Here is a 13812-nt window from a genome sequence, read left to right on the forward strand (position 1 = left end):
TGTGTCTCAGGTGTCCGATTTCAGGTGTCGGGCTTCGATGTCCAGAACTTTTTCCAGGCGGCGTCGATGCCTCGGCTCGGCCGAGAAATCCGCCGCCAGGAACGCGTCCGTGATCGCGCGTGCGAGGGCGATCCCGATCACGCGCTCCCCCATGCAGAGGACGTTCATGTCGTCATGATCCACCCCCTGCGTCGCCGAATACGTGTCGTGGCAGACGCCCGCCCGTACTCCCGGCACCTTGTTCGCGGCGATACAGACGCCCACGGCGGAGCCGCAGATGACGATGCCGCGTTCCACGTCGCGGCGCGCCACCCGCTCGGCGACGGCGAAGGCGAAGTCGGGGTAGTCGACGGAGTCCGTGCCGTGCGTGCCGACGTCGACGACCTCGTGGCCGGCTGCGCGAAGCTCCGCGGCGAGGATGTCCTTGTAGCCGACGCCCGCGTGATCCGCCCCGACGGCGAGCTTCACGCCGGTCGCTCCGCCGCGAGCGCGTCCAGGGCCCGCGCGACGAGGGCCTCCGCGGTGAAGCCGAAGTGCGTGAAGTTGTCCGCCGCGGATGCGGACTGGCCGAAGCGGTCGATCCCGATGACCGCGCCGTCCGGCCCCACCCATTCCGTCCACCCGAGGGTGGCGCCGGCTTCGATCGCGACCCGCGGAACGCCGGGGGGAAGGACCTCGTCCCGGTACGACGCCGGCTGTGCGCGGAACAGTTCCCAGCTCGGGAACGAGACGACGCGTGCCGATACCCCCCCGGTCTCGAGGACGCCCGCCGCTTCGACGGCCACCTGCAGTTCCGAACCGGTCCCCAGCAGCACGACCTGCAGGGGGCCGGGCTCCGGCCGGAGGACGTAGGCGCCGCGTCCCACCCCGTCGCGGGCGGCGCCGGCCGCGCGCTCGAGGTGAGGGACCTTCTGGCGCGTGAGCACGAGAATCGTGGGCCCCGCGCGGCGCTCGATCGCGATGCGCCACGCCTCGACGGTCTCCTCCGGGTCGGCGGGGCGCAGCAGGACGACGCCCGGCATCGCCCGGAAGGAGGCGAGGTGCTCGATCGGCTGGTGCGTCGGCCCGTCGGCCCCGAGCCCGATCGAGTCGTGCGTCATCACGTAGATGTTGGGCAGTCCCATCAGGGCGGCGAGCCGCATCGAGGGCCGCGCGTAGTCGGTGAAGGTGAAGAACGTCGCGATGTACGGCCGAATGCCGCCGTGGAGCACGAGCCCGTTCGCGACGGAGGCCATCGCGTGCTCGCGGACGCCCCACCGCAGATTGCGGCCTTCGGGCGCGTCCCTCGAGAAGTTCGGCGAGTCGATCAACGTGTTGTTCGAGCCCGACAGGTCGGCGCTCCCGCCGATGAGTTCCGGGAGGCGGGGGGCCAGCGCGGTCAGGATCCGGCCGGAAGCGGCCCTCGTGGCGATCGGATCGTCGTCCGGGCCGAAGCTCGGCAGATCCTCGTCCCACGCCCCCGGCAGATCCGACCGGATGCGGCGTTCGAGTTCCGCGGCCGTCTCCGGGTGCTCCGCGCGGTATCGCTCGAAGCGCTCCCCCCACTCCGCGGCGAGCTTTTCGCCGCGTCGGACCTGCCGGCCCATGTGGCCCCGGACGGCGTCCGGAACGAGGAACGGAGGCTCCGCCGGCCAGCCGTACACCTCCTTGGTGAGCCGGACCTCCTCCTCGCCGAGCGGCGCGCCGTGCGCGGCGGCCGTGTCCTGCTTGTTGGGGGCGCCGTAGCCGATGTGCGAGCGGACGATGATGAGGGACGGTCGGTCCTCCGCGCCCCGCGCGCCTTCGAGTGCCGCGTCGAGCGCCGCCAGGTCGTTCGCGTCCCCGACGGACTGCACGTGCCACCCGAGCGACTCGAATCGCCGGCGCACATCCTCGGAAAATGCGAGATCGACGTCGCCGTCGATCGTGATCCTGTTGTCATCGTAGAGCCAGACGAGCTTGCCGAGGCCCAGGTGTCCGGCCAGCGAGGCGGCTTCGTACGAGACGCCCTCCATGAGGTCGCCGTCGCTGCAGATCACGTACGTCCGGTGATCGATGATCGAGTGGCCCGGCCGGTTGAACACCGCCGCGAGATGCGCTTCGGCGATCGCCATCCCCACGGAGTTCGCGACGCCCTGGCCCAGCGGGCCGGTCGTCGTCTCGACCCCGTCGACGTGGCCGTACTCGGGGTGGCCGGCCGTGCAGCTCCCCGCGCGCCGGAAGTTGCGGATTTCCTCCAGGGGAAGGTCGAACCCGGTGAGGTGGAGAACGGCATACTGGAGGATCGCGGCGTGGCCGGCGGAGAGCACGAACCGGTCCCGACCGAACCAGGCGGGGTCTCGCGGGCTGTACCGCATGTGGCGCATCCACAGGGTGTACGCCACGGGGGCGAGCGCCATCGCGGTGCCGGGATGCCCGGAGCCGGCCCGCTGGACGGCGTCCATGGCGAGCGTGCGGATCGTGTCGATGGACTGGGTTTCTACGGAAGGGCCCGCGCCCGGAGCGGCGGACCCGGAAACGGCTTCGACGGTCTCTGTTTCGTTCAATAGCCCCCTCGCGCGAGTTGAATCGCCCTTGGCTGGCCCAAATGCCGGGAAGCCGGAGGCCGCGCGAGACAACTTGTAATGGGCGGGCCGCTTCGGCGGAGCGAACATAAGGGTTGGAGGCGCCGCCGGAAAAGGCGCCCCCGCGACGCGCGCGAGGTCGGTGGCGATGGCCCGCCGGCGACGGATACGTTGCCCCCCGTGAGCGATCAGACGTTCTTCGCCGACGGTCTTGCGGGCCTGGAAGCCGGCGCGCGGGCCGAACTCGCGAGCGACGAGGTGAGCCATGTCCGTGCCGCCCGGCTCCGCCCCGGCCGTCGTCTGGCGGTCATCGACGGTGCCGGGAGCCGCTGGGAGGCGGAACTCGTCGCGCTGGACCGGCGCCGCGCCAGTTGCCGGCTGCTCGCTCCCGTTCCGCCCGAACCCGCGCTCCCGCTCCACCTCTGGGCCCCCGTGGCGAACCGCGACCGTTCCCTGTGGCTCGTGGAGAAGGTCGTGGAGCTGGGCGCCGCCACGATCGCGTGGATCGAGTGGGAGCGGTCGCGCTCCGTGGCGGACGCCGGGCGCTCCGAGGGCTTTCTGCGGCGCGCGGAGGGCCGGGCGAGGGCGGCGTTGAAGCAATCGGGACGAGGTTGGCTCCCTCGGCTGCGAAGCCCCGTGGCACCGGAGGAGGCTCTCGGGCGCCATGAGGGAGCCGGATGGCTCGCGGACGCGGAGGGGGGGCGACGGCTCGGAGACGCGATCGTCCGTGGTTCGGCGGGCGGAGGTGCCGGGCCCCCGCTGACCGTCGCGGTGGGGCCGGAGGGGGGCCTGACGCATTCGGAGCGGCGTCGCTGCCGGGCGGCGGGTTTCGAGCCCGTTTCCCTGAGCCCGGCGACGCTGAGGTTCGAGACGGCCGCGGTGGTCGTCGTCGGCTGGGCAGCGGCCATGCTGGAGGAAACGAAAACGAAGCGGACGACGAGAGGATGACATGACGGACTGCGTGTTCTGCGGCATCGCTTCGGGGGCGATCGGGGCGACGATCGTCGCCGAGGCGGACGACTGGGTGGCGTTCCGGGATCTCGAACCCCAGGCGCCGGTGCATGTGCTCGTCGTCCCGCGGGCGCACGTGTCGAGCCTCGCGGCGATGTCGGAGGGACCGCTCGGCACCCAACTCCTTCTCGCGTGCGCGGCCGTCGCCGACTCGGAGGGGCTGGACGGCGGATACCGCGTCGTCACGAATGTCGGCGGCGACGGCGGCCAGGCCGTGCCGCACCTGCACTTTCACGTGCTCGGCGGTCGCCGTATGGGCTGGCCGCCCGGATAGCCGCCGTGGATCACGCGCTCCGGGTGATCGAGTTCGACCGCGTGCTGGCGGCGGTCGGCGAACGCGCCGTGTCGGAGGCGGGCCGTGCCGCGGTGCAAGGACTTCGGCCGCTGCCGGATGTGGCCTCCGCGCGCCGCTCGCTCGCGGCGGTGCACGAGCTTCGCGAACTGATCGGGGACGGCGACGGATGGGCGCTGGATCCGATCGCGCCGCTGGACGGGGCTCTGCGGCGGCTCGCGATCGAGGACGCGGCGCTGGAGCCGCCTCAACTGCTCGCGTGCGGACAGGTCATGGCCGTCGCGCGCGCCGTGCGGCGACTGGCGCCGCGCCTCGATCCCGATGGACTCCCGGCGGAGCATGTGGGCCGGTTGTGGGGGGAGCCGGCCCTCGAGAAGCGGATCGCGCGCACCTTCGATGCGACGGGGGCGGTCGCGGACGGGGCCTCCCCGGAGCTTCGGCGCATCCGCCGCTCGCTCGCGACGCGGCGCGGCCGGCTCGTCGACGAACTTGCGCGCTACGCCCGCTCGCTTCCGGAACGCGTGCGCGTGCCCGACGCCTCGGTCACGGTGCGAAACGGCCGCTACTGCATCCCCGTCCGCCGCGAGGGCAAGGGGATCGCGGGCGGTCTCGTACACGACGCTTCCGCCAGCCGCCGGACCCTGTTCGTCGAGCCGTCGCGTGCCATCGAGGCGATGAACGAGATCCGTGAACTGGAACTCGCCGAGGGCCGCGAGGTGGACCGGATTCTGCGGGATCTTTCCGCCGCCGTGCGCGCCCGGGCGACCGAACTCGCCGCCTCGTACGCCGCGCTCGTGGAACTGGACTCGCTGCGCGCCCGCGCGCTCTTCGCGGACGAGATGGACGCGGCGCCCCCGGCCTTCGTCGAGGCGGGGTCCGATGGGATCCGCATCCGCGGCGCGCGCCATCCTCTCCTCGCCCTCGATGCCGGCGGCGCGGTGCCGTTCGACCTGGACCTCTCGGGGGGCGAGCGCGTCCTCCTCGTGTCGGGCCCGAACGCGGGCGGAAAGACGGTGTTTCTCAAGACGCTCGGCCTGCTGTCCGCGCTCTTGCAGAGCGGGGTGCTCCCGCCGCTCGGCGCCGGGAGCCGGATCCCCTTCTTCCGTCGCTTCTTCGCCGTCATCGGCGACGAACAGTCGATCGAAGCGTCGCTCTCCACCTTCGGTGCGCAGGCGCGCAACCTGGCCGGGATTCTGCGCGAGGCGGGCGACCGGGACATCGTCCTCTTCGACGAGATCGGCAGCGCCACGGATCCGGCCGAGGGGGGCGCGCTCGCTGCGGCATCGCTGCGGCGGCTCGCTCGGCAGGCCCGTCTCACGGTGGCCACGACGCATCTCGGCGACCTCAAGCGTCTCGCGGACGAGAAGGCCGCGGCCGTGAACGCCTCGCTGGAGTTCGATGGAACGCGGCTCGAGCCGACGTACCGTCTGGTCAGGGACCGGCCCGGCCGCAGCTACGCGCTCGTCATCGCGGCGCGGCTGGGGGTCCCGGAAGACGTCCTCGCCGATGCGCGCGACCGGCTCGGACCGGAGCACGTCTCGCTGGACACGCTCCTCGCCAGGCTCGAGACCGAGCGGGGCGAAGTCGAGGACCTGCGGGTCCAACTCGAGCGCCGCGCGGGAAAGACGGCCGAGCGGGAACGCGACCTCGCGTCCAGGGAGACCGCCCTGGCCGACTCGGAGCGGGCCGCCGCTCGCAGACGGGAGGCGGAGCGGCTCGCGGCGCTGCGCGAGGCGCGAGAGCGGGTGGAGGCCGCGATCTCACGCCTGGAAGCCGAATTCGCCGCGGCGGATGCGGGGGATGAGGTGCGCCGCACGGAGGCGAAGCGGGCCGCGCGGGGGGAAGTCGAACGGGCGCTGCGGGCGTCTTCCGGCGCGCTTCGTGCGCTGGGCGAGTCCGCGCCTCCGTCGGCGGAGGGAACGGTCGGGGTCGGCGATGCGGTGCGATGGTCCGCGTCCGACCGGCCCGCGCGCCTCGTCGAGATTCGGGAGGATCGCGGCGTCATCGAGGTGGGCGAGCTGCGGCTGACGGTACCGCTCGGGGAGCTGACGCCGCATTCTGCATCGGCGGGCCGTTCGTCCGGGTCGGCCGGGGTCCGCGAAGCCGGAGGACCGGAGCCACGCCGGCCGGATTTCAGCGTCGCCACGGAGGTCGATCTCCGGGGCCTGCGCGTCGACGAGGTGGAGGGGACGCTCAACCCGGCCGTCGATGCGGCCGTGGTCGGAGACCTCCCGTGGCTCAGGATCATCCACGGAAAGGGGACGGGCGCGCTGCGCGAGAGGGTCGGACAACTGCTCGCCGGGGATTCGCGGATCCGGCGCTTCAGAAGCGGCGAATCGAACGAAGGGGGCACGGGCGTCACGGTCGTGGAATTCGAGTGAGCGCGGATTGCGCGCGGTGCGCGGCATGATGGGCCGCTCAGCTTCCGGCTCGGGGGCGGGCTCGTGGTGAGCGACAGCCTCGTAGAGGACATCCGGGCACGGGCGGACATCCTCGAGATCGTGGGCGAGTACGTCCAGCTTCGACGATCCGGGAAGAGCTACCGCGGACCCTGTCCCCTGCACGGTGGAGACGGCCCGAACTTCTCCGTCGACCCGCAGCGCCAGATCTTCAAGTGCTTCGTGTGCGGGGAGGGCGGGGACGTCTTCGGCTTCCTGATGAAGCACCTCGGGTTCGAGTTCCCGGAGGCGGTGCGTCACGTGGGCGCGAGGGTCGGGATAGAGGTTCCCGACCGGGAGGAGCGCCGCGAGGATCCGCACGCGCCGCTGCGCGGCGTGCTCGCCTTCGCGGCCGAGTGGTTCCAGGGTCGGCTGCGCGAGCCGGCCGGCGCCGGCGCGCGCGACTATCTGCAGGGGCGCGGGCTGTCACTGGAGGAGGCGCTCGACTTCGGGGTGGGCTACGCGGACGACGAGTGGCGGGCGTTGCGCTCGGCCGCGGCCCGCCACGGGATCGAGGAGCGAACGCTGCTCGACCTCGGGCTTCTCGCGACGAGCGAGAGGGCGGAGGAGCCGTACGACCGTTTTCGCGGGCGCCTCATGTTCACGATCCACGACCTGCGCGACCGGCCGATCGGCTTCGGTGGCCGCATCCTCGATGCCTCTTCCGATGCGCCCAAGTACATCAACTCGCCGGAATCCCCCGTCTTCCACAAGGGGGAGGAGCTGTACGGACTCAACCGGGCCCGGCACGCGATGCGGCGCGAGGGCCACGCGGCGATCGCGGAAGGGTTCACGGACGTCATCGCGCTGCACCGGGCCGGCCTCGGCTTTGCGGTCGCCGGGCTGGGGACATCGTTCACGGCGGACCAGGCGCGCCGCATCGGCCGATACACGAAGCGGGCCTATCTGCTCTACGACAGCGACCTCGCCGGGCTGCGCGCGACGTTCAGAACCGGGGACATCCTCCTCGCCGCCGGGATCCACCCGATGGTCGTGTCGCTCCCGTCCGGCGAAGATCCCGATTCCCTCATCCGCCGGGACGGTCCGGCCGCCATCCGGCAGCTCCTGGACGACGCGGTGGATCTCCTCGAACGCAAGCTCCAGATCCTTCACCGCGAAGGGTACCTCGACCGGGTGGAAGGGCGCCGCCGCGCCGTGGACGGCCTGCTCAGCACCCTGAGGGCGGTCTCCGATCCGGCGCTCCGCGACATCTACGTGGACCGGGCAGTGGAAGGACTGGGAATACGGCGCGACACGCTCGTGGATGAGATTGCGCGCCTCGAACGTTCCCGGCTTCGACGCCGTCCCCCCGCCGCCGGTGCGGGACGCCCGCGTCGCGGGCAATCCCTGGCTTCGCGGACGGAGCACGACTTTCTTCTCCTGCTCGTTCGGGACCCGGCGCTCACGAGGCAGGCCGTGCGCGTCGGACTCGTGCCCGACCACATGTCCGATCCGCGGGGCCGCGAGCTGTTCGAGATCCTGGCGGCGGCATCGGACGAGGGGGTCGATTCTCCGGACTGGACATCCGCCTCCGCCGCGGCCGGGGACTTGGCGAAGGCGCTGCGCGAGTCCGACCGGGAGCTTCCGGACGCCGCTCGGGTCTTCGACGCCGTGGTGCGCCGCCTGCTCTATCGGCGGCATCGCGAACGGATCGAGGAGATCGGCCGCGCGATCGAGCTTGCGGAGCCGGAGCAGCAGCGTCGATTGTTGGGTGAGAAGCAGGAACTCGTGCGCGAACTTCGTGCCGCGGGCGAGTCCGGGGCGTTCATGCCGGCGGCGGAGCCGGGACGCCCCCCGAAACCGACTACGGCGCAGCGATGACAGCCGGGGAGAGTATGCAAGCGAGCGATATCGTCGAGGAGTTACTCACGCTTCAGGAGATCGACCACAGGATCCTGAAGATAGAAGATGAACTCGAGGGTCTCGGCCGGGAGGAGGCCGGGCTCCGGGAAACCGTGGAAACGCTGGAGTCGCAGGTCGCACGGATCCGCGCGGAAGCGGCGGAGGCGGAAGGACGCGTGCGGCAGTTCCACCGGTCCGTGGAAGCCGGCAGGGCGACGCTCAAGCGCCTCGAGGCGCGCTCCGTCGCGGTGGCGAACATGCAGCAGCATCTCGCCGTTCGGAGCGAAACGGACACGGCGCGCCGGAACCTGCGGGCGGCGGAGGATGACCAGCTCGATGCCATGCAGGATGTGGAGACCGCCCGCGGGGCGCTGAACGCGGCGGAAGCGGAGCTGCGGGAGGCCACCGCGCGGCTGGCCGAACGGAGCACCGCCGCCGAGCAGCTGCGGGCGACCCTGGAGGGGGATCTTCAGCACTGCGGGGCCAGCCGGAGAACGCAGGAAGACCGGCTGGACCGCCGGGCACTGCAACTGTACCGCACGGCGGGCGGAGGGGGGCGCCAGGCGGCGCTCGCCGAACTCACCGTCGATGGGGCGTGTGGCCGGTGCTATACGGCGATACCGAAACAGCGACAGGCCGAGATCCGGGCGCGGCGGCACCTCGCCGTCTGCGAGGGTTGCGGGATCATCCTCTACCCGGGATCCCTCGTCTGACGCGCCCCGTCATTTGAGGCTTCGCATCATCGCGGGCGACCTGGGCGGCCGCTTCATCGACGCGCCCCGTGGACGGCGCACCCGTCCGACGGCGGAGCGGGTGCGGGAGGCCTGGTTCTCCGCGCTCGCGGGCGATGTGGAGGGGGCCCGGGTCGCCGATCTCTACGCCGGCTCCGGGGCCCTTGGCATCGAGGCGCTGTCGCGCGGTGCGGCCCACGTCCATTTTGTCGAGTCGGATCGTCGGACGGTGGCGCTGCTGCGCCGCAATGTCGCGACGCTCGATCTCGCCGACCGATCGCGGGTGGTGCGGGACGATGCCCTCGCCTGGGTCGACGGTCTCAACGAACCGGACGACGTAGCCGGGCCGGGTGCGCCTCTCGATCTGGTCTTCGCGGATCCGCCGTATGCGTCCGCCGCCGGCGCGCGACTGGTCGAGCGCTTCCGGGCCCATCCGTTCGCCTCACAGCTGTGGGTCGAGCACCGTCCGGACGCCGAATGGGCGGCGGCGGCAGACTGGAGGAGGGAATACGGTGACACCTGCGTCAGCCGGTTCCGGGCTCCGGCCGACGCGTCAACCCGAACACTCTGACGGGGAACTCGATGAACAATGCCGTCGCCGTGTATCCCGGGTCGTTCGACCCGCTGACGGTCGGACACGAGGACATCGTGCGCCGGAGTCTGGGGGTCGTCGACCGTCTGATCGTCGCCGTGGCGGAGACGGCCACGCAGGCCAAGTCGGGACTGTTCGAGATCGAGGAGCGCGTGGATCTCATCCGCGAGGTGTTTGCGGACGAACCCCGGATCGAGGCGACGTCGTTCTCCGGCCTGCTCGTGGATTTTGCGCGCTCCCGCCAGGCCCGGATCATCGTCCGCGGGCTGCGGGCCGTGAGCGACTTCGAGTACGAGTTTCAGATGGCGCTCATGAACCGCTCGCTCTGGCCCGAAGTCGAAGTGCTCTTCATGGCGCCCTCGACGCGCCACACGTTCCTGAGTTCCTCGCTGGTGCGCGAAGTCGGACGTCTGGGCGGAGACGTGACCGACTTCGTGAGTCCGGTCGTGAAGGCCCGCATGGACCGCGCCTTCGGGCGCGATGCATAGGTGACGTCGCCGCCGACCCGACCCGGCTTCATCGACCGGCTGAGGGCACGGGCCGGCGCCCTCGAGCGGCGCATCGGCTTTCCGGAGGCGGACGAAGCCCGCACCGCGCTCGCGATTCGCCGGTTGCGGGAGGAGGGGTGGGTACGCCCCGTGGAGATCCGGGCCGGCCCGGGCGGCCTCGAGGATGCCGCGCATCGCCTCGCTGCGGGGGAACTCGACGGGGTCGTGGCCGGCGCCGTGCATGCGACCGCCGACGTCATCCGGGCCGGGCTGCGGGTCGTCGGCCTGGCCGAGGGCGTGGAGACGGTCTCGGCCGCCTTCTACATGGTGTTTCCCGATCCCGGCGGGCGCGTGCTCACGCTTACGGACGCCGCGGTCGTCCCGGCGCCGACCCCGGTCCAGATGGCGGAGAGCGCCTCGGCGGCCTGCGACGCGCACCGAGCCATCGCGGGGGACGAACCGGTCGTCGCGTTTCTCTCCTACTCCACTCTCGGCTCGGCGGCGGGGCCGGCGGTCGACCATGTGCGGGAAGCGCTGGAGCTCTTCCGCCGCCGCCGCCCCGAAATCGCGGCGGACGGCGAACTGCAGGCCGACGCGGCGCTCGTACCGGACGTCGCCGCGCTGAAAGCGCCCGGGTCTCCGGTCGCCGGCCGCGCGAACCTGCTCGTCTTCCCCGGCCTCGACGCGGCGAACATCGCGTACAAACTGCTCGAGCGACTCGCCGGAGCGCGCGCCCTGGGGCCTGTCCTTCAGGGACTGCGGCGGCCGCTGAACGACCTCTCCCGCGGCGCGTCCGCCTCCGATATCGTGGATGTCGCCTGCATTACCGCCCTCATGTCACCCGGGAGCGAAGGATGACGTTTTCGATCGAAACGTTGGGAGCCAACACCCTCGTCGCCGTGGGCGGCCAGCTCACGATCAACAACCGCGGCGAATTCAAGGAGCGCGTGCTCGCGCGCCTGGCGGTTGGGGACACCGATTTCGTGATCGACTTCACCGAGGCCGACTACATCGACTCCTCCGGCCTGGGGGTGCTCGTCAGTCTCTCCAAGCACATCCGCGACGCGGGAGGGCGCCTGACGCTGGCGGGGCTGAACGACGATCTCCAGCGGCTCTTCGCCCTGACCCGACTGGACTCGCTGTTCGAGATCGCCGAGTCCCGGGCGGCCGCGCTCGGCGAGTCCTGACCGGAGCCGCGGCTCCGGAATGAAGGACGGCGCACCGGCCCGCATCCTGGTCCTCTCAAGCCGGCCGGACATTCTCCGGGCCGTCACGGACGCCGCCGCCGGGATCGATCCGCCTCCCGAAGTGAGAGGGCTCTTCGGGCGCCCCCTCAGGGTGCGCCCGACGGATCTGATCCTGGTGGACATCGCCGAGCCGCGCGCAACGATGCCGTACCTGCACCGGCGGTTCGGCGCCGCCTCGGTGCTTGTGGCGCTGATCGACGGAGCGTGGGTCGACCGTCTGGGTTCGGCGCTCGCCGAGGACTGGACCGACTACCTCTTCCATCCTCTCAACGCGGCCGAACTCGGGTTCGTGTGGCGGAAACACACCTCGCCCGCGGAAGCGCCCGATCTGAACCTCGATGTCGACGAGTCGGGGCACATACGCGTCGTTTTCCCCTCGCACGTGCGCTACCAGCGCGCCGTGGTGGAGAGGGTCGTCGTGGCGTGCCGGCACCTCGCCGATCTGGATCGCGAGACGGCGTTCAGGCTCCGGGTCACGCTCGGCGAGGCCGTGGCCAACGCGATCCTCTACGGGAGCGGAGACCGTCCCGGCGCCGTCGTGCGCGTCTCGGCGAAGGCGGACGCGGAGGGCCTCCGCGTGACGGTGTCGGACGAGGGGAGCGGATTCGATCCCGATGCCGTGCCGGACCCCGTCTCGGCCGAAGGCATCGGCCGGCCCCGGGGGCGCGGCCTCTTTCTTCTGAGGCAGCTCGCGGACGGCGTTTCGTTCAACAAGACCGGCAACAGGGTCACGCTCTCGTTCCGGGGGGCCCCGGATCCGCTCGTGAGGATCGAACCTCTCCTCAGACGGTTCGCCGATGTGACGGGTCTCAGATTTCGGCTCGACCGGCTGTTCGAGGACGGCTCGCGGGTGCTGTTCGACAGCTGGGGGGATGACGGGGAATCGGGTCGCCCGCCGGAGGTTCGCGAGACGTGGCCGCTGGGCGATGCGGGACGGCTGCGCCTGGTCCACGAGCCGGCGAGCCGCGGCGATGCCGCCGCGACGCTGCTCGCGGGCTGGATCGGCGCGGTGGCCGAGGGCGAACACTCGCGGGAGCGGCTCCTCGCGCGACGGCTGCGCCGGGAGCGGGTGCTGGCCGAGCTGGAGATCGCCCGGGACCTGCAACTGAAGCTCCTTCCGCCCCCCGAGGATTTCCGCGATCTCGGGAGGATCGCCGCCCGCTGCGATCCGGCGCTCTCTCTGGGCGGCGACTTCTACTACCTCGTCCGGCTCGCCGGCGGTTGCCTCGGGGTCATGCTCGGCGACGTGAGTTCGCACGGCCCCTCCGCCGCGCTGATCATGGCCCGCACGCTGAGCGCCGTCGTCCTGGCGACGGGCGTGGAGGCCGAACCCGCGGCCGTCCTCGATGCCATGCACGGGCAGCTCCGGGCGGCGCTCGACGCGACCGAGATGTACATGACGCTCTTCTACGGGGTCATCGATCCCGGGCGCGGGGAACTGCGCTACGCGAACGCGGGCCACCCGTACGCGTATCTCCTCGGACCGGACGGGGTCCGCCGCCTCACCGCGCTCGATCCGCCGGTCGGCGTGGCCGCGGTCCGGTCGTACCGGCAGACGAGGCTTCCGTTCGCGGGGGACACGCTGTTGGCCTTCACCGATGGCCTCGCCGAACTGAGCGACCCCCTCGAAACGCCGGATTCCCGGGTGCGGAAGCGCATCGACCGCGGCGATCTCGATCCCGAGGTCCTCGTGGCGGCGCTCTTCGCGGACAGCGATGACGAGATGAGACTGGACGACCGGACGGCCGTCGCGGCTTCCCTGTGAACTCCGGGAAGACCGGACGCCCCCGGCCGAAGCGCGCGCTCGGCCAGAACTTCCTGGTCGACCCGAACATCCAGCGCAAGATCGTGCGGGAACTCGATCCGCAGCCCGCGGACGTCGTGCTCGAGGTCGGGCCGGGGCACGGAGAACTGAGCCAGTACCTCGTCGGGCGTTGCCGTCGCCTCGTCCTCATCGAGAAGGATCGCGACCTCGCCGGCGAGCTCCGCGACCGCTGGGGGGACCGGCCGGATGTGGATGTGGTGGAAGGCGACGCACTCCGCCTCGGACTTCCGGACTTCGTGCGGGGCGCCGCCGCGGTGCGCGTGGTGTCGAACGTCCCCTACAACATCACGTCGCCGCTCGTCTTCGCCTTCCTCGAGCTTGAGCCGGCCGCCGTGCGCATCGTGCTCACGGTCCAGAGAGAAGTGGCGGAGCGGATCGTCGCGCCGCCGGGCATCAAGGCGTATGGCGCGCTCTCCGTCGGCGTGCAGGCGCTGGCGGACGCGTCGCTCGCCTTCCGGGTGGGACGCCAGGCGTTCCGTCCCGTCCCCGCGGTCGATTCGGCGGTGGTTCGCCTCGAACCGCGGCCGGACGCCGCCGACGTGGATCGCGCGGCGCTCAGGACGCTGACGCGCGCGTGCTTCAACCGCCGCCGGAAGCAACTGCAGAAGACGCTGCGCACGGCTCCGGAACTGAGGTTCGCGGAAGATGCGCAGGCGGTACTGAGGCGACTTTCGATCGATCCCGCGGTGCGGCCGGAGACGCTGGATCCCCCCACCTTCGTACGTCTGGCGGCGGCGCTTCAACCCGGGCCGGGAGGGGGCGCGCCGCGTTGAGTTGAGCACGAACCGGCCCTATCTTGGTTT

The 13812-nt window shown here is 71.6% G+C and carries 13 protein-coding genes; 11 read left to right on the forward strand and 2 right to left on the reverse strand.

Annotated elements, in window-relative coordinates; genetic code table 11:
• Window positions 1-6 precede the first annotated feature (6 nt).
• Window positions 7-468 (reverse strand): ribose 5-phosphate isomerase B, encoded by a 462-nt coding sequence (rpiB, locus tag ACOGI9_RS04540; protein ID WP_419858701.1) that lies wholly within the window; start codon window positions 466-468, stop codon window positions 7-9.
• Window positions 465-2525, reverse strand: coding sequence for a transketolase (gene tkt, locus ACOGI9_RS04545; protein WP_419858702.1), 2061 nt, complete (start codon window positions 2523-2525; stop codon window positions 465-467). Before tkt ends, rpiB begins: the two co-directional genes overlap by 4 nt.
• A gap of 198 nt (window positions 2526-2723) precedes the next feature.
• Between tkt and ACOGI9_RS04550 the strand changes: the two genes are divergently transcribed.
• The 11 genes from ACOGI9_RS04550 to rsmA all read left to right on the forward strand — a co-directional run bounded on the left by ACOGI9_RS04550 (window position 2724) and on the right by rsmA (window position 13782).
• A complete protein-coding gene (locus ACOGI9_RS04550) occupies window positions 2724-3491 on the forward strand; it encodes an RsmE family RNA methyltransferase (protein WP_419858703.1) in 768 nt (255 codons plus the stop codon).
• A 1-nt stretch (window position 3492) separates the two neighbouring features.
• Window positions 3493-3828 carry an HIT domain-containing protein gene (locus ACOGI9_RS04555; protein WP_419858704.1) on the forward strand — a complete coding sequence of 112 codons (336 nt, stop codon included), beginning with the start codon at window positions 3493-3495 and terminating at the stop codon, window positions 3826-3828.
• Between the two features lie 5 nt (window positions 3829-3833).
• Window positions 3834-6227, forward strand: coding sequence for an endonuclease MutS2 (locus ACOGI9_RS04560; protein WP_419858705.1), 2394 nt, complete (start codon window positions 3834-3836; stop codon window positions 6225-6227).
• Between the two features lie 66 nt (window positions 6228-6293).
• The gene (dnaG, locus tag ACOGI9_RS04565; protein WP_419858706.1) at window positions 6294-8105 is read left to right on the forward strand and encodes a DNA primase; all 1812 of its coding nucleotides are present in this window, start codon (window positions 6294-6296) and stop codon (window positions 8103-8105) included.
• A 14-nt stretch (window positions 8106-8119) separates the two neighbouring features.
• The gene (locus ACOGI9_RS04570) at window positions 8120-8839 is read left to right on the forward strand and encodes a zinc ribbon domain-containing protein (RefSeq protein WP_419858707.1); all 720 of its coding nucleotides are present in this window, start codon (window positions 8120-8122) and stop codon (window positions 8837-8839) included.
• A 13-nt stretch (window positions 8840-8852) separates the two neighbouring features.
• Entirely contained in the window at window positions 8853-9428 is a 576-nt protein-coding gene (rsmD, locus tag ACOGI9_RS04575; RefSeq protein ID WP_419858708.1) for a 16S rRNA (guanine(966)-N(2))-methyltransferase RsmD, read from the forward strand.
• Window positions 9429-9439: 11 nt separating this feature from the next.
• Entirely contained in the window at window positions 9440-9937 is a 498-nt protein-coding gene (gene coaD, locus ACOGI9_RS04580; protein ID WP_419858709.1) for a pantetheine-phosphate adenylyltransferase, read from the forward strand.
• A complete protein-coding gene (locus tag ACOGI9_RS04585; protein ID WP_419858710.1) occupies window positions 9938-10795 on the forward strand; it encodes a phosphate acyltransferase in 858 nt (285 codons plus the stop codon).
• Entirely contained in the window at window positions 10792-11124 is a 333-nt protein-coding gene (locus ACOGI9_RS04590) for an STAS domain-containing protein (protein ID WP_419858711.1), read from the forward strand. The genes ACOGI9_RS04585 and ACOGI9_RS04590 overlap by 4 nt, the downstream gene beginning before the upstream one ends.
• A 19-nt stretch (window positions 11125-11143) precedes the next feature.
• Window positions 11144-12949 carry a PP2C family protein-serine/threonine phosphatase gene (locus tag ACOGI9_RS04595; protein WP_419858712.1) on the forward strand — a complete coding sequence of 602 codons (1806 nt, stop codon included), beginning with the start codon at window positions 11144-11146 and terminating at the stop codon, window positions 12947-12949.
• The gene (gene rsmA / locus ACOGI9_RS04600) at window positions 12946-13782 is read left to right on the forward strand and encodes a 16S rRNA (adenine(1518)-N(6)/adenine(1519)-N(6))-dimethyltransferase RsmA (RefSeq protein WP_419858713.1); all 837 of its coding nucleotides are present in this window, start codon (window positions 12946-12948) and stop codon (window positions 13780-13782) included. The genes ACOGI9_RS04595 and rsmA overlap by 4 nt, the downstream gene beginning before the upstream one ends.
• Window positions 13783-13812: the final 30 nt, after the last annotated feature.

This window comes from Candidatus Palauibacter irciniicola (assembly GCF_965208695.1).
GTDB lineage: Bacteria > Gemmatimonadota > Gemmatimonadetes > Palauibacterales > Palauibacteraceae > Palauibacter > Palauibacter irciniicola.

Coding starts and splice junctions, on each gene's coding strand:
- ACOGI9_RS04590 (WP_419858711.1), top strand. CDS start 10,792: ATGACGTTTTCGATCGAAACGTTGGGAGCCAACACCCTCGTCGCCGTG.
- ACOGI9_RS04555 (WP_419858704.1), top strand. CDS start 3,493: ATGACGGACTGCGTGTTCTGCGGCATCGCTTCGGGGGCGATCGGGGCG.
- ACOGI9_RS04595 (WP_419858712.1), top strand. CDS start 11,144: ATGAAGGACGGCGCACCGGCCCGCATCCTGGTCCTCTCAAGCCGGCCG.
- ACOGI9_RS04570 (WP_419858707.1), top strand. CDS start 8,120: ATGCAAGCGAGCGATATCGTCGAGGAGTTACTCACGCTTCAGGAGATC.
- coaD (WP_419858709.1), top strand. CDS start 9,440: ATGAACAATGCCGTCGCCGTGTATCCCGGGTCGTTCGACCCGCTGACG.